Origin of the sequence: Calothrix sp. 336/3, assembly GCF_000734895.2 — a bacterium.
Classification (GTDB): domain Bacteria; phylum Cyanobacteriota; class Cyanobacteriia; order Cyanobacteriales; family Nostocaceae; genus 336-3.
On the sequence record NZ_CP011382.1, the window covers coordinates 2,881,505 to 2,897,909 of the forward strand.

The 16,405-nt window shown below is 42.6% G+C and carries 11 protein-coding genes and 1 tRNA gene; 6 read left to right on the plus strand and 6 right to left on the minus strand.

What is annotated here, in order from left to right; genetic code table 11:
- Positions 1-2: 2 nt before the first annotated feature.
- The gene (locus tag IJ00_RS12150) at positions 3-797 is read left to right on the plus strand and encodes a RodZ domain-containing protein (RefSeq protein ID WP_035153403.1); all 795 of its coding nucleotides are present in this window, start codon (positions 3-5) and stop codon (positions 795-797) included.
- 177 nt (positions 798-974) lie between these two features.
- On the opposite strand, the gene malQ is transcribed toward IJ00_RS12150, so the two are convergent.
- Positions 975-2,486, minus strand: coding sequence for a 4-alpha-glucanotransferase (gene malQ, locus IJ00_RS12155; protein ID WP_035153405.1), 1,512 nt, complete (start codon positions 2,484-2,486; stop codon positions 975-977).
- 170 nt (positions 2,487-2,656) lie between these two features.
- Here malQ and IJ00_RS12160 point away from each other — a divergent pair, with 170 nt between their 5' ends.
- Positions 2,657-3,106 (plus strand): NUDIX hydrolase, encoded by a 450-nt coding sequence (locus tag IJ00_RS12160; protein WP_035153408.1) that lies wholly within the window; start codon positions 2,657-2,659, stop codon positions 3,104-3,106.
- Positions 3,107-3,151: 45 nt separating this feature from the next.
- Positions 3,152-3,541 (plus strand): RidA family protein, encoded by a 390-nt coding sequence (locus IJ00_RS12165; protein WP_035153411.1) that lies wholly within the window; start codon positions 3,152-3,154, stop codon positions 3,539-3,541.
- A gap of 87 nt (positions 3,542-3,628) precedes the next feature.
- Here IJ00_RS12165 and IJ00_RS12170 read toward each other — a convergent pair whose 3' ends face one another.
- Both IJ00_RS12170 and IJ00_RS12175 read right to left on the minus strand, forming a co-directional pair.
- Positions 3,629-4,132 carry a hypothetical protein gene (locus tag IJ00_RS12170; protein ID WP_238178502.1) on the minus strand — a complete coding sequence of 168 codons (504 nt, stop codon included), beginning with the start codon at positions 4,130-4,132 and terminating at the stop codon, positions 3,629-3,631.
- A 1,120-nt stretch (positions 4,133-5,252) separates the two neighbouring features.
- The gene (locus IJ00_RS12175; protein ID WP_035153413.1) at positions 5,253-5,852 is read right to left on the minus strand and encodes a GNAT family N-acetyltransferase; all 600 of its coding nucleotides are present in this window, start codon (positions 5,850-5,852) and stop codon (positions 5,253-5,255) included.
- A 722-nt stretch (positions 5,853-6,574) separates the two neighbouring features.
- Here IJ00_RS12175 and IJ00_RS12185 point away from each other — a divergent pair.
- The 3 genes from IJ00_RS12185 to IJ00_RS12195 all read left to right on the plus strand — a co-directional run bounded on the left by IJ00_RS12185 (position 6,575) and on the right by IJ00_RS12195 (position 11,550).
- Positions 6,575-10,027, plus strand: a complete 3,453-nt coding sequence (locus tag IJ00_RS12185; RefSeq protein WP_035153415.1) for a response regulator — start codon at positions 6,575-6,577, stop codon at positions 10,025-10,027.
- 72 nt (positions 10,028-10,099) lie between these two features.
- The gene (locus IJ00_RS12190; RefSeq protein ID WP_035153418.1) at positions 10,100-11,419 is read left to right on the plus strand and encodes a hypothetical protein; all 1,320 of its coding nucleotides are present in this window, start codon (positions 10,100-10,102) and stop codon (positions 11,417-11,419) included.
- A gap of 60 nt (positions 11,420-11,479) precedes the next feature.
- Positions 11,480-11,550, plus strand: a tRNA-Gly gene (locus IJ00_RS12195).
- Between the two features lie 242 nt (positions 11,551-11,792).
- On the opposite strand, the gene dxs is transcribed toward IJ00_RS12195, so the two are convergent.
- The 3 genes from dxs to ctaD all read right to left on the minus strand — a co-directional run bounded on the left by dxs (position 11,793) and on the right by ctaD (position 16,335).
- Positions 11,793-13,700 carry a 1-deoxy-D-xylulose-5-phosphate synthase gene (gene dxs, locus IJ00_RS12200; protein WP_035153420.1) on the minus strand — a complete coding sequence of 636 codons (1,908 nt, stop codon included), beginning with the start codon at positions 13,698-13,700 and terminating at the stop codon, positions 11,793-11,795.
- Between the two features lie 208 nt (positions 13,701-13,908).
- Positions 13,909-14,532, minus strand: a complete 624-nt coding sequence (locus tag IJ00_RS12205; protein ID WP_035153421.1) for a heme-copper oxidase subunit III — start codon at positions 14,530-14,532, stop codon at positions 13,909-13,911.
- A 96-nt stretch (positions 14,533-14,628) separates the two neighbouring features.
- Positions 14,629-16,335 (minus strand): cytochrome c oxidase subunit I, encoded by a 1,707-nt coding sequence (gene ctaD, locus IJ00_RS12210; RefSeq protein ID WP_035153422.1) that lies wholly within the window; start codon positions 16,333-16,335, stop codon positions 14,629-14,631.
- Between the last annotated feature and the right edge of the window lie 70 nt (positions 16,336-16,405).

Here is a 16,405-nt window from a genome sequence, read left to right on the forward strand (position 1 = left end):
AGATGAAGTGGCTAAGAAGGAAAGACACACAACCGTCAAACCCTTCATTAGAACAACAAAGAGCCGAGAAATTGGCAGAACTGGGTGAACTACTTGGCAACTCCCGTAAAGCTCATGGACTCACCCTAGAAGAAGCGGTGATGATGACACGAGTTCCTCGACGATTATTGCAAGCAATAGAGACAGGCAATTTACAAGAGTTACCAGAACCTATTTATACCCAAGGTTTAATTCGCCAATATGCTGATGCCCTTGGCTATAACGGTGCAGAATTTGCCAGTAAATTTCCCATTGGTTCACAGCGAATTAGCATGAAACCAATTTGGGCAAACACTCCTTTAAGCGAATTACGTCCCGTGCATCTCTACCTACTATACGTAGTAGTCATATTTTGCTCAGTAAATGGTTTATCCCAACTACTGGCGGTTGGAGGTATACAAGTCAATAAGCGTCAACAGGAGTCGCAATCAGAAAACCTTATCCAAGTCATTAATAATAGCCAAAAACCACAGCTACAAAATGCCAGTAATACCCTAGATACGGATAATGGGAGCCAACTAGAAATAGGTGTCACCATCAAGGAGAAATCCTGGATTCGTGTCGTAGTTGATGGTAGAACTCAATACGAAGGCGAACTTCCCCAAGGAACTCACCGCATTTGGCAAGCTCATGAACAGCTCACCGTCAAAGCTAGAGATGCTGGTAGTGTCTTAGTCAGTGTGAATAAAGAGCAAGCTAAACAGATGGGTGAACCTGGAACTGCGAAAGAAGTCACCATCGCTGCAAGTAGATCATAACTTCAATTTCTCACTCCTCTTGATGAAAACCAAGTCTAGAGGCTGTAGGGGCGGGTTTATGAGATATTCGTAAATCATTAAAGTATATTTGTAAACCCACCCTTACCGTTTTGTGAGAAATGCGGGATAAGTACAATTCCAAATCCCAAAGATATCTTTCGGGTTTTGAGTTTATATTTATTCCTTAGGTACAGGTGCGCGTCCGAATAAGGTTGTCAAAGCCTTGAGTTTCATACTTAATTCTTCCGTCAAATTATTTGTTTGATAACGCCATTCCCAGTTGCCCTCAGCCGTACTGGGATAATTCATGCGCGCTTCTGTCCCTAATCCTAAAATATCCTGTAGGGGAATAATGGCTTGATTTGCCACGGAAGCTAGAGCTAAACGAATCATATCCCAGTGAATTCCATCACGGCTAAAATCTCCCAGGTAAAGCCATAAATTACGCTTTTCCCACTCATTTGCTGTTTGGAACCAACCAACTGTTGTGTCATTATCATGAGTACCTGTATACACAACACAATTTCTAGGCATATTAAAAGGTAAAAAGGGATTAGCAGGGTCAGAACCAAAAGCAAAGTGCAGAACTTTCATTCCGGGGAATTCAAATTTATCCCTAATTTCTTCCACTTCTGGAGTAATAATTCCTAAATCTTCGGCGAGGACGGGTAATTTACCTAATTTTTCGCGAATAGTTTCAAACAACTCATCTCCCAAAGCTTTTACCCACTCTCCATTCATGGCAGTTTCTTCCCCCTGGGGAACAGCCCAAAAAGCCTCGAATCCTCGGAAATGGTCGATACGAATAATATCGACATAATCCAACATGGCTTCAAAACGTTGTACCCACCATTTGAAGTCTTGATTCTGTAATTCTTCCCATTTATAAACAGGATTACCCCACAATTGTCCTGTAGCACTAAAGTAATCTGGTGGTACACCAGCCATTAATGCTGCTTCTCCGGTTTCCTCATCAAGGCAAAATATTTCTGGATGCGCCCAGACATCAGCACTATCATGGGCAACATAAATAGGGATATCACCAATAATTTCAATCCCTCGCATATTGGCATAGTTCTTAATTTCTGACCATTGGCGAAAGAATAGGTATTGAGTAAATTTATAATAAAAAATCTCTCCGGATAATTGACGTTTGATAGGCTCTAAAGCTTCTGCTTGGCGCTTGGCGATCGCCGCTTCCCAGGTATGCCAACTAGCCCCCTGATGAGCGTCTTTTAATGCCATAAATAAAGCATAATCTTCTAGCCAGTAGGCTTTACTTTCACAAAATCCGGCAAATTCTTTTTGTTGAATGGGGGTGGCTTTTTCTTTAAAGTTTTTGCAAGCTGTTTGTAAGAGTTGATTTTTGAGGGCGATCGCCGGCTCATAATTAACTTGATTCCCAGGAAAATCTGGTAATTGAGAAAAATCGCTTTCCTGGAGCAAACCTTCGTCCAAAAGTTTTTCAGGACTGATTAAGAAAGGATTTCCTGCCTTGGCAGAGTAGGACATATAGGGAGAATTCCCAAACCCCGTAGGACCTAGGGGCAAAACTTGCCAATATTGTTGAGAACTTTCTTGGAGAAAATCAATAAATTTATAAGCTTCTAGCCCTAAATCTCCAATACCGAAGCGGCTAGGAAATGAAGTAGGATGTAGCAAAATTCCGCTAGAACGGGGAAAAGGCATAAATATCCTGAACTATAAAATATAGATATCCCATCGAATTTAGCATGGAAGAGTAATTGGGATTCATGGTTATTTGTTATTTGTCATTTGTTATTGTTGTTTAGTCAAGATATAAAAAGATTTACAGACAAACTCTTGACTAATTACCAATGACTAATAGTTAATAACCCATGACTAGCAATTATCGTAATCCAGCACCAACTGTTGATATCATCATCGAATTAATTGATCGCCCTCATCGACCTATAGTATTAATTGAACGGCATAATTCTCCTCTGGGTTGGGCAATTCCTGGGGGTTTTGTGGACTATGGAGAAATGGTGGAAGTTGCTGCCAAGCGTGAAGCTAGGGAAGAGACGGGTTTGGAGATTGAGTTAGTAGAGCAATTTTTGGTGTATTCTGACCCTAATCGTGACCCACGCCAACACACTCTCAGCATTGTTTTTTTAGCAACGGCAACGGGTGAACCTCAAGCAGGAGATGATGCTAAAAATTTAGGGATTTTTGAATCTTGGCGTGTTCCCCAAAATTTATGTTTCGACCATGATAGAATTTTGCGGGATTACTGGCGGTATCAGCATTATGGGATACGTCCTAGGTTAGGATTTGGGCTTTCCTAGTCCCACTTACCTGTAGTTTGCCACTTACCTGTGATTTATATAACTATGAATAAAGAAGTTATCCGTACAGAGAACGCACCTGCCCCGGTTGGACCCTATAATCAGGCGATCGCGACTTCGGGAAAGATGATTTTTGTGGCTGGACAAATTGCTTTAGATCCGGAAACGGGAAGTATTGTCGGTGAGGGTGATGTTGCTAAACAAACAGAGCAAGTTATGGCAAACCTGCAAGCAATTTTGACCGCAGGAGGCGTTAGTTTTGCAAATGTTGTTAAAACTTCAGTTTTTCTGGCAAATATGGATGATTTTGCCGTTGTTAATTCTATATACGCCCAATATTTCGACGAAGCGACTGCACCTGCCCGCGCTTGTGTAGAAGTCTCTCGATTACCTAAAAATGTTCTTGTCGAAATTGACTGTATTGCAGTAGTTTAAATACTTACTCCCATGACAAAAAAGAGGGGCGATCGCCCCTCTTTTTTGATAATATTTGTACGCATAATCACCCGTCTCCACTCCCACCTAAGCTCCCCCATCACTGGTAACACTTCTCACTACCGCTACGGTTTGCGGTAACACACCAACCAACATAGCAAAAGCCGTATCTGGAAGTTTAGTGACTTCTTCCGGGTGAAAATATTGTTCAAATTGGTCTAAAATCTTTTGCACTCTTTGCTTGGGTGCAGGATTCTCCGTAATCTGTTTGATTAACCGAATCCACTGTCTTCTAATTAGATACGCTTTTTGACGATCTTCATGACATTCTGGTGCTTGTAAAGATAAGTTTATCGGCAATATCGCTTGGCAATCACGGTCATAATCTCCACCAACAGCAGCACCAGGTCCAGCAAACTCGGCATGGTAACGTTTAAATAAAATTAAACCGTTGCGCCTTTTGCTATTAACAACAAATAGTTTTCCTTCATGCAGACTGGCGAGAATATTGACACTCCGGCTATGCTCAACTCCGTCTGGCATAAGATTACGTTCAAGAAAGCATGTATTAGAATAATAGGCGGATACCATAAATTTTTGATAGCGCTCTTATTTTTCACTATCCAAAGTTTTTACTAATTCTGCGAATTAACAACTACACTTAATTAACAGTTTAATTTAGTCAGCTGCCATTATTTTTGAGTCCCATTTATTCCTCAAATCAAGATTTATATTGGTTTATCAGAACAGCAGTACGATTATAGAATTGAGTAACATCATTCTATGAGATTTAAGTCTATATGTCTCCATCATACAATCATGTTTCTTTAAAGTTTTTATAAAGATGATTATTTTGAATACAAAGTTTCAGTAAGGACGAGAGTCAAACTCACTGTGTCGCAATTATACTCGCCCCTAACGATTATAATCCCAATTGGTACAATGATATGGCTGTTAAAAACAGCTATATATTCTGAAGAAAATTCTATAATTAAACAAAAATCATTAATACTAGATACTTTTATTTGAATAAATTCATACTTGGTAATATATTAACGATTTTTCAGATTTTTATACCTAGGATGTATTTTAGCTAGCTTTGCAATTCTTGCTTCTCGCAATTAATGTGACTCCGAAAAAGTAGATATCTGTATCCTTGAAGAGCAATATTGTAACCCTAGAAAAATGTTAGTTGGATGATGCAATTTCATGGCTAGACTTATCAAGTATGAACTTGCGCTTTTTTCTGGATTAGTGCAAGAGGTCTATTGGACATATATCTTGATAATAGGCAAAAAATCAGAAAAAACGGAGATTTGTCTGCCCTAAATATCTACTTGATTCGATAAAATAATTGTAATAAGTTACAACTGATGCAAGTACTATGTGTCATTGCGACGGTCACTACCTATAGGGAAGAATTTCAAAGCTCCTGACAATTCCTGAGTCCTAACGGACACCCTAACCGCAGCTGTAATAAAATTTGGATAGCAGTAATCATAACTTAAAGCTTTGGTCATCTCATCACTTGGCGATGACATCAACCAAATATAAAAATACTCGTACCTTTTCCTCACCTGACATTGGTGCGGTTTTTAGTGCGAATCTAATTGCTAGATAATGGTGAAATGAAAAAACTATTGGCTATCTCCTAGGTTTTCTTGGAGAATAAAATTTTTGAGTCAAAGAGTGTAAAGAATATTAAATATTATTATCTTTTTAATAAGTGCTTATGCAAAAGAATCTGTCTGGAATTTCTCCAGATGAAGTTTTGCCAGGTTGATTCCACCTTATGGACTCGATAGCCTTGCTTAAAGTAAAGTTGCCGAGCTTGGGAATTATTCTCTAACACGTGGAGATAAAGGTCTTGAAAGCCCCAATCGTGGGTAATTTGTTCACAAGCTTTGAGTAAAACAGAAGCTGCTCCCTGTCGTCGATATTGAGGGTGTACAGCCAGATTAGACAGGTAGGGAAAGCTTTTGTTGATTTGTGTCCAATCATTAAATCGTAAAGCAATTTCGACTGTGCCCACAAGGGCATTATTTGCACCAGGAGTCGTATCTATAGCAACTAGACATACATGATGTGGTGCAGGGGATGCGAGTCGATGCCTTAAATCTTCATAAATACCTAGACGCATGAACGGGAAAAACCATCCCCAGAATCCTTTTTGAGAATGGAAGCTCTGGGCGATAATTTGCGAGATAGGAGTTAAGTCAGCCACAGTGGCAGCACGAACCTGAAACGGGTAGGAGGATGGTGCTGCGTTGGTTGGCTTCGGCGAGAATAAGTAAAAGAACCAAGGAGTCAAGGCTAGTGTCTTGTTAATTGGAATCGAAGGTCAATCTTCTCAAATATCCTAGAACACGATCCCCTCTTAGTCATTAGTCTATGGTCAGTAGTTATAGGTGGCAATATTTTTTCACCGATGTCTCTGGTTGCCTCAAGAAGGGGAACTGCTTCAGAAGCTACCTAAAAATGCATACTTTACGTACTACCTGGCTAGGAATAAACTATTCTGACTATGGGGTATGTGATATATCTCACACATCTAGATGATTGCTAAATTGGAAGTCAGGGTTTGTCTAATAGTATACTTTGCTGATTCCTCTTATCTTTGTAGCATCCTTAACTTGAAAATGATTCTCATAAAGCAAATTTTTGCGGAAATGTTAGTGTTAGTTCTACAGTGGGAAAACTTAATAAGCAGATTCATCTCCATAGTTCAACAAGTTTTTAGTGATATGTGTGGTATAAGATATTTCTCGTCGGTAACGGGAAGAAATTTGGCAAGAGGGTATGTACTTTGGGAAACAAACACATACGATCAAACTAATTGGGGTGCACCAGAGCAAGTGGCGATCGGTACAAGCTATTGAGGCGAATGGCGGTGAATCAACCCTTTTCTAGTCAGCAGTTCTGTAGGCGAATAGCCGTTAGAGTCGAGATGCTCTCCTTCTATCTGACTCTGTTTCACATCTATCCGATGAGATTATTGTTTACCCGACTGCCGTTACAGCAGGAAAGCGGTGCATGAAATCCCAAGCAAACACTAAGCCGAAAATTTTGGTTGTCGATGACGAACCCGACAATCTGGACTTGCTATACCGTACCTTTTACCGTGACTATAAGGTATTACGGGCAAATTCTGGACCAGCAGCTCTAGAGATGCTGGCAAAGGAAGGAGATGTCTCTGTGATCATCTCCGATCAACGGATGCCAATGATGAGTGGTACTGAATTTTTGAGTTTGACGGCAACTCAGTACCCAGATATTATTCGGATTATTTTGACTGGCTACACCGATGTTGAAGACTTGGTGGAGGCAATCAACGCTGGTAAGGTATTCAAATATGTGACGAAACCGTGGGAAGCTGAAGAGCTAAAAACGGTTGTACGTCAAGCTTTAGACACGCACAATGTCTTAAAAGCTCGCACTCGTGAATTAACTCGTACTCTCCGGCAAGAATCCTTACTGAATACTGTTACAAATACTATTCGCAGCGCTTTAGATTATCGGTTGATTCTGCAAACGATAGTTGACACCGTTGGGGATATGTTGGAAGTGGATGTTTGTTTATTGCGCCCCTTCCAAGAGAATCAGCTAGCAGATGAAGGGTTTATTTATCAAAAACCTGCTCTAGAAGAGGAAAATAGTACTGCTCTGATTGCTGCGGAACTTTTAGCAGACACAGTATGGGAGATTCGTGAACCTCAGGTGATTCCCGATGTCGCTACTGACGATCGCCTTCAGGGAATGACATCCGAACTACAACGACGGCAAAACGTTTTTGCCACAGCAAATATCTGTTCGAGCTTGATAGTACCTTTGATTTGTCGTCAGGAATTGATGGCAGTCTTAGCATTACACCAGTGTCGTCAACCCCGTTTCTGGGGGGAAGATGAGGTTCAGCTGGTGATGATGGTAGCAGATCAAGCAGCATTAGCCCTATCTCAAGCCTATGCCTATGAACAGGTACGTGCCTTAGCTAAGAGAGAAGCATTAATTAATACAATTACAACAGCAATTCGCTCTAGCTTGGATCAGCAAGATATTTTTGCAGCGATTACTCAGCAGTTAGGACAAGCATTGCAAGTTGATGGCTGTGTGTTGTCTTTGTGGACTGAGGAAGATGAGTATGTTAAATGTGTTGGCTTATACGACAGAAAACATGGTGATCAGACGGATACTGTCAAGATAAATCAGCATATAGAGGAACAAAATTTACCACAGTCTCAATCACCGATTCAGGGTAATCCGATTTTGCAAGAAATGCTGCGAACTCAGGAACCTGTGGTAATTGTCGATATGAGTCAATGTCCACCGGAAATGCAGGGTTTTGATTTAGCATTAAGATTACCTGCACGCTCCCTGATGGTGGTACCTCTGTTAGCGGATGGTAAAAGTATTGGTAGTATTACCCTGCGGGAAGATAATCGCCAACGTCATTGGCAAGCATATGAAATTGAATTAGCCAAATCTGTTGCCGTACAAGCAGCGATCGCCGTTCAACAATCTCGTCTATATGAAAAAACCCGGCAGCAGGCAGAACGATTATTAGAATTAGATAAACAAAAAACTGAGTTTTTCCAAAATATCTCCCATGAGTTCCGTACACCCATCACCTTGATTCAAGGTCCCTTGGAATCAGCAGTTTCTGCGAAGGAAGGTTTATCTTACGATCAAAGTGCGATCGCCCTGCGTAACTCTCGCCGCTTATTAAGATTAGTAAACCAGCTTTTAGATTTACAACGTTTGGATGCTGGGAGAATGCAACCCAGTTTCCGTCCCTGTGACTTAGTGGAATTTGTCAGTCAAATTGTAGAGTCTTTCCGTCCCTACTGTGAGAAAAAGGGGCTGAAACTAGAAAAGAATTTGGATGAATGTCCAACGGTCTATCTCGATATGGAAAAATTTGACAAGGTGGTGTACAACCTGCTGTCAAATGCGATGAAATTTACCCATGAAGGTGGTACCATCGCCGTGAAAGTGCAAACCAGGGGCGATCGCTGTTATTTACAGGTACAAGATAGTGGTATCGGTATTTTGCCAGAACAGATTCCCCACCTCTTTGAGCGCTTCCGACAAGCTGAAGGTTCGGAAAATCGCTCCTACGAAGGTACCGGACTAGGTTTAGCCCTAGTCAAGGAACTAGTAGAAGTCCATGGTGGCAAAGTCTCTGTCGAATCCGTGTACAGCGAAGGTACAACTTTTACGATTTGCCTACTATCAGGTAGCTCTCACTTGCCACCTAGCCAAGTCATGGAAGCACCAACGGAAATAAATCTTAATCGTGCAGCAGTTGAACTGGCAGATTTGGAACTCCTGGAGTCTACTTTTGAGGAAAATGACCCTGTAGCAGAAATTACCTCAATCCCTGAGGATGAAGCCGCCGTAGATACTACCGGTCACTGTGTTCTAGTGGTAGATGACAATCCTGATTTGCGTACGTACGTGTCTTCTATTTTGCGTAATAACGGCTACAAAGTCAGAACAGCACGTAATGGTTTAGAAGGATTTCGCATTGCCAAGGAAATAGTACCCAGTTTAATTGTCAGTGATTTGATGATGCCCTTAGTATCCGGATTAGAGATGATTCGGATGTTACGGAACGAAGAAAAGGTGAAAGGAACACCGATAATTCTGCTGACAGCGAAGGTAGATGAAGAGACACGGATTGCTGGTACAGAAAGAGGGGCAGATGCTTATCTGGCAAAACCCTTCAATGATCGGGAATTGTTGGCAGAAGTGCGTAACCTGATTGCTTTAAAGGAAAATGAGCGTCGGGTAGTTGAATTAAATACCTATTTGACAGAATCTGTATTAAAAAGATTTTTACCCCCAGCTTTGGTCAGCAAAGCCGCAGATGGTAATTTAGTTCTAGATTTACGCCCTGAACCCCGGTTAATTACGGTATTATTTAGCGATATTGTCGGTTTTACTCAATTGTCAAATACTTTGCGATCGCGACGAGTTGCAGAACTCCTAAATGAATATTTGGAAGTGATGACAAAGGATGTATTTGATAACGGCGGTACAGTCGATAAATTTATGGGTGATGCCATTCTCGCTCTGTTTGGTGCGCCGGAAGAACTTACCCCCAATGAACAGGTACGTAGGTCAATTAATACAGCTAGAGCAATGCTACGCTCCTTGACACAGTTAAACCAGCGTTGGCGAGAACAAGGTATTTTTGCTGATACTAGTACCGGCGTGCAATTCCGTTGTGGAATTCACCAAGGGACTGCCGTTGTGGGGATGTTTGGGAGTGCTGAACGAGCTGATTATACGGCAATTGGTCCGAGTGTGAATATTGCCGCCAGATTGCAACAAGCCGCCACTCCTGGTAGTATTCTCGTTTCAGCTGACGTTGCTGATTATCTCCAAGAAGAGGAAATTACTAAATATAGTCCTTTAGAATTAAAAGGAGTTGATGAGACAGTTTTAACTTTTGTAGTTACACCGGAAATGATGGCTAATCGATAGAATCATCAAATAATTATTGATTAACCATTGACTGGAAACAGTTAATCGGTGATTAGCAGCAGGGTAAACACCATGACACAATCAGTTACGGACATATTACCTGTACCAGAGAAAGTCTGGAGACGACACACAGATCCACCAGGTTTGTGGGTATTTCTGGCTACGGGGTCGATCGCCCTACATTTGTTGTTGTTTTGGTTACTACGGTTCTCTGATGGTGGTTTGTTGAATCAGCGGCGATCGCCCAGAATTGCCTCCGTTTCTCTTATCAACATCACACCCACCAAGTCGCAAAAGAAAACATCCCTGACTGCCAAATCATCCAGAAATAACAAAAATAAAACTTCTCCCCAACCCCAAGTAGTCACTCCCAAGAAAAATACAGCGACTCCCCAGCAAAATCCCACCGCTCCGATTATTTCCCCAGAAGTTGAACCACCTCTGGAAGCAGAAATTTTTCCCACCGATGCTGAAAGACAAGCCATACAGCGTCAGCAACGTAGACAGAGAAGAAACAGAAGACAAACACCCCAACCTGTCGTCACTCCTCCCCCAGAGGATTTTACTGATAGCTTTGACGACACAAACAACAACCGGAATCGAGATATTTTCCCGCAGGATGAGCAAACGGTAACACCATCCCCAGAAAGTACTCCAGAAAATACTCCAGAACCGAATAATACCAACTTCCCCGATGAATCCCAGGAAGTCCCACCAGAGACAAATACCGGGGAAATTATTGCTGACAAACCCACAAATCAAGAAGGTGAGACACCACGAACAGACAGAACCGAAACACCTACCACCGACTCTGACAATTTCAATAAACCCCTACCTGATACATTACCCACCGACGATTCTGGGAATCAACCCCAACCAGAAAACACCTCACCTGCTGACAATCAAGGAGAAAATACACCACCAGGAGATACACCAACCGAAAAACCCCAACCGGAAAATACATCTCCACCAGAGACACCAACCGAAAAACCCCCAGGAGGAATCATTGCCACTTGGACATTGCTTTCAGCAGCAAGACAACGGGAAATGATGACAGTCTCTCCCCCTGATCCAGATTTAGTCCTCCCGGAATATACGGGAAACCCAGAGAAAAAAATTACTTCCCTGTTGATTAATCAAGGTTTAGATTTAAAACCGATAACCTTTTTGGCGAGTGTTTTTGTTGATACTCAGGGCAACGTGGTGCAAGCTATAGTGATTGACTCCAATATTCCTGCTAGCGAAAGGGATAAATACGCCCAGTTTGCCACCGAAGTTTTCCGCGATGAAAAATTTCAACCAGCTTATTTTCCTCCAGGAGCTAAGGGAGCCGAAGGTACGAAGTTAGATCTAACTGAGCGTTATGTACAAATCACCATTCGACGAGAATAATTGGATTTGACATCTAGACTTGTAAAAAATATTGTGTTATATTAGTAGGGTTGAAAATTCGCGGGTGTAGTTTAGTGGTAAAACCTTAGCCTTCCAAGCTAATGATAGGGGTTCGATTCCCCTCACCCGCTTAACGCCGATTTGCAAATAATTCTTCCGTACCTACAGTCAGCTAGTGAATCTAAACAAAGTGGGGAGTGTCAAGAGGAGGGAGAGGATTTACATAGGTTCAAATAATAGAAATAACCTCTCCCCAGAGAAAGAGAGGCTTGGCAACGTTTATTTTTCGTTGAAAACGATAGGTTTTTCTGCCCCTCTGTGTTTTGGATACTGCTTGGGAAGAGGTAATCGAACTCACGTTCTGCTTATTTCCCTAACTCACAGATGATAATTGTTGTTGGAAAAAAGCCTGTAGGACTCTCTCCGCAATTTGTGGGCTAGTTAGGGCTAAATCAGCCTTCGATTCATTTGGTTCAGCGTGTTCTACGAGAATATCCGGTACACCAATGCGCTTCACAGGTACAAGAATATCAGCATCAAGTAAAGCTTCAGCAACAGCAGTACCAAAACCACCCATAATACAACCCTCCTCCAGGGTGACAACCCGACCAATTTTTTGGGCGAGGGGAAGAATCAGTTCCGTATCCAGAGGTTTAGCAAAGCGAGCATTGACTACAGTTGCTTGTACTCCATGTTCACTGAGAATTTCTGCTACCTGCATTGATGGATAAACCATAGTGCCATAGGCTACAAGCAGGACATCATCTCCATGGCGGAGAATTTCCCCTTTGCCGATTTCCAGGGGTTCCCAGCCTTCTTCCATTAAGGGTACACCATAGCCATTGCCACGGGGGAAACGCATAGCGATCGCCCCATCGGTATAATTCACACCCGTCACTACCATTCTCTGTAGTTCTGCCTCATCCTTGGGAGCCATTAATACCATATTGGGAATACAGCGCAAGTAGGCAATATCATACATCCCTTGGTGAGTCGGACCATCAGCACCAACAATCCCTGCTCGATCTAAACAGAAAAAGACAGGTAATTTTTGAATACAGACATCATGGATAATTTGGTCGTAAGCCCGTTGTAGGAAGGTAGAATAAATCGCAGCCACCGGACGCATTCCTTCACAAGCTAAACCTGCTGCTAAGGTGATAGCGTGTTGCTCGGCAATTCCGACATCAATGTATTGGTTAGGTAATTTGGCTTGTAGCTTATCTAAACCTGTACCCGTAGCCATCGCTGCTGTAATCCCGATAATTTTCGGGTTTGCTTCTGCCAGTTTCACCAAAGTATGGGCAAAAACCTTAGAGTAGGCTGGGGGCTTAGGTTTATTCGAGGGAACAGCTTTCCCCGTAGTCAAATTAAAGGGATTTTGGGCATGATAACCCACCTGGTCTTTTTCCGCGATTTCATAGCCCTTACCCTTGGTAGTGGCAACATGAACCAAAACCGGACCAGGAATTTGATGAGCTTGTTGGAAAGTTACAATTAATTCTTCTAAATTATGACCATCCACCGGTCCCATGTAGGTGAAACCTAACTCTTCAAATACTGCCCCTACTTTGGGAACCGCCAAGCGTTTCATCCCTTCCTTAATTCGTCCAATTTCGGGAGAAAGTGATTCACCGACGAAGGGAATTTGCTTAAACTGTTCTTCTAAATTATCAGTAAAAAATTGTACAGGAGCGCTGAGGCGCATTTTATTTAAGTAACGAGGAATTGCCCCAACGTTAGGGGATATTGACATTTCGTTGTCATTCAGGACAACTAGCAAGTTAGTTTTTGGTAAGTGTCCCGCATGGTTAATCGCTTCTAGAGCCATACCACCGGTTAAAGCTCCATCCCCAATAATGGCAGCAACTTTAAATTTTTCTCCCTTGGCATCCCGTGCTAGTGCCATACCTAAGGCAGCTGAAATACTTGTAGAAGCGTGTCCTGCCCCAAAATGGTCAAATTGATTCTCCCCACGCTTGAGATAACCAGCTATCCCATCTTTTTGTCGTAGGCTGTCAAAATTACTATAGCGTCCGGTAATAAGTTTATGGGGATAGGCTTGGTGTCCCACATCCCAAATAACTTTGTCATGGTCTAAGTCAAGGGTTTGGTATAGTCCTAGAGTCAACTCGACAACGCCTAAACCTGGTCCCAGGTGTCCGCCCGTAGCAGCTACAGTTTGCAGATGCTTGTCACGGATTTGACGGGCAATTTGCTGGAGTTGCCGGATGGATAGACCATGCAACTGATTTGGATGGGTGATTTCACTCAGATGCATACTATAGGGTTTTCCTCTCTATAACTTTGCGTATTTTGATTCTCCCATGGTCGGGTGGTTAGCCGCAGAATCTCCAGGGGTAATTATATCGATGCAGCGATTTTTAGAGATTTTTGCTATTTGCTATTGTGCAGCTCACCCCTGACATAAAAATAGAAAAACCCCTTGCGGGGCTGAGAAATTTATAGTGTGGAGTAATACCTATTACTCACAAAAGATACAACAAAATGAACAAGATAATCCAAATGACATCGACAAAGTGCCAGTAGATTTCTGCTGCTTCAATGCCAAAGTGCTTGTTATTACTGTAATGACCTGGTGTGCGCGATCGCCACAACACAGAGAGAATTGCTAACACACCGATGGTGACGTGCAATCCGTGAAACCCTGTCAAGACATAGAATGCACTGGCAAATAGGTTAGTTGTCAAACCAAATTCTAGGTGAGTATATTCATAGACTTGCCCAATCAAAAAGATAATACCCATAACCGCAGTCAGGGCAAACCACATTTGCATCCCTTTGAGGTTATTCTTTTTAATTGCGGTATCAGCATTATGAATGACGAAACTACTGGCAACCAGATTAACCGTATTCACCCCAGGAAGTAATAATTCTAACTCTGGAGTTCCTGCGGGGGGCCAAACTGGGAGAGTTCCACGGAAAGCGAGGTATGCTCCGAATAATCCCATGAAAATCATTCCCTCTGCCACCAGAAACATGATCAGTCCAAAAACCCGGTGGTCGGGATGGGCAGCATGTTCACCACCAACAGTGGCAGCATGATGATGATTTAATGCCGTTTGTGCGGGGTCAATTGTTTGACTTTGCATGCAATTTGTTTATTTATTAAGGGTTGGGAAAATGGTGGGTAATAGGGAACGGGATGAATGTTCAGTCCGCAATCCCCCATACCCTATTACATGTAATTATTCTGTTTTGCTTGTTTCTGCTTCTGCTACGGAGGTGGAAACACCAGCTAATACGGGTTGGGGTTCCGATGGCGAACTGGTGCTTTCATGCGCCACACCATAGTCATAGGGTCCCGTAGTTAGGACGGGGGGGTGATCAAAGTTTTCAATGGCTGGGGGGGATGTGGTCATCCATTCCAGGGTTAATGCCTGCCAGGGATTATTCCCAGCTTTTTCGCCGTATAACCAACTCCAAATGGCGTTGATAATAAAGGGGAAAGTCGAAATTGCCAGTAGATAGGAACCGTAGGTACAAACTTGATTCAGGGTTGTGAATTGGGGGTCGTACTGAGCAATGCGTCGATTCATACCCATCAAACCCAGCTTATGCATAGGTAAGAAGGTCATATTTAAACCCACGATGGTTAAAACAAAGTGAACCTTACCCCAGAATTCGTTATACATCCTGCCAGTAATTTTGGGAAACCAGTGGTAAATAGCAGCAAAAATACCGACAACGCTACCACCAAAAAGTACATAATGCAGGTGTGCTACCACAAAATAGGTGTCATGGACGTGGATATCAAAGGGCACAGAGGCTAACATCACACCACTGATACCACCGATAACGAAGGTTCCCACAAAGCCCATGGCAAAAAGCATGGGTGTATTCAGGCGTAGTTTCCCGCTCCACATTGTTGCTAGCCAACTGAATATTTTAATACCAGTGGGTACGGCAATAATCATGGTGGTAATCATGAAAAACATTCGTAACCAGCCAGGAATACCACTGGTAAACATATGGTGTGCCCAGACGATGAGTCCGAGGAAGCTGATAGCTAGACTAGAATAGGCGATCGCCTTGTAACCAAAAATCGGTTTGCGGCTATGAATGGGAATAATTTCGGAAATTGTCCCAAAGAAGGGCAAAATCATGATGTACACTGCCGGGTGGGAATAGAACCAGAACATATGCTGGTAAACTACGGGATCTCCACCACCGGTTGGGTTGAAAAATGTTGTTCCGGCAATTAAATCAAAGGACAGCAAGATTAAACCGGCTGCTAGTACAGGTGTAGAAACTAATGCTAGGGCAGAGGTTGCTAACATTGCCCAGCAAAATAGGGGCATTTGATAGAACCCCATACCGGGGGTACGCATTTTAATTATGGTGGTGAGGAAATTTATCGCTCCCAGGATGGAAGAAGTTCCTAACACCAAAACACTCATAATCCAAATAGCTTCCCCTACTTGTCCTGTGACTAAACTCAGGGGAGGGTAGGAAGTCCAACCGGCATCTGGTGCATCACCAACTACTAAGCTAGCAATGAGTAATAAACCGGCGGGGGGAATCATCCAGAAGGCAACAGCATTCAGCTTAGGGAATGCCATATCCTGCGCCCCAATCATCAAAGGTATAAGATAGTTGGCAAAACCTGCCCCAGCTGGCACAATCCACAGGAAAATCATGATGGTGGCGTGGAGAGTAAACAAGCTGTTGTAAACTTCCGGGGTGACAAAATCTACTTCTGGAGTGCGGAGTTCTGTTCTGACTAAATCAGCCATCACCCCACCGATACAGTAAAAAATAAAACTTGTTACCAGGTATTGGATACCGATGACCTTATGGTCACTATTAAAGGTGAAATAATCTGTCCATTTTCTTTCCCCATGTGCAGAGTGTAAGGGGATATTGGTATTTTCGGAAATTTGTGCTTGAACCATAAAAGTGCTGATTATTTCTGAGTGGTGAGTGCTGAAGAAGGGAGTTTGCCTATTTTCTGTTCCCTATTTC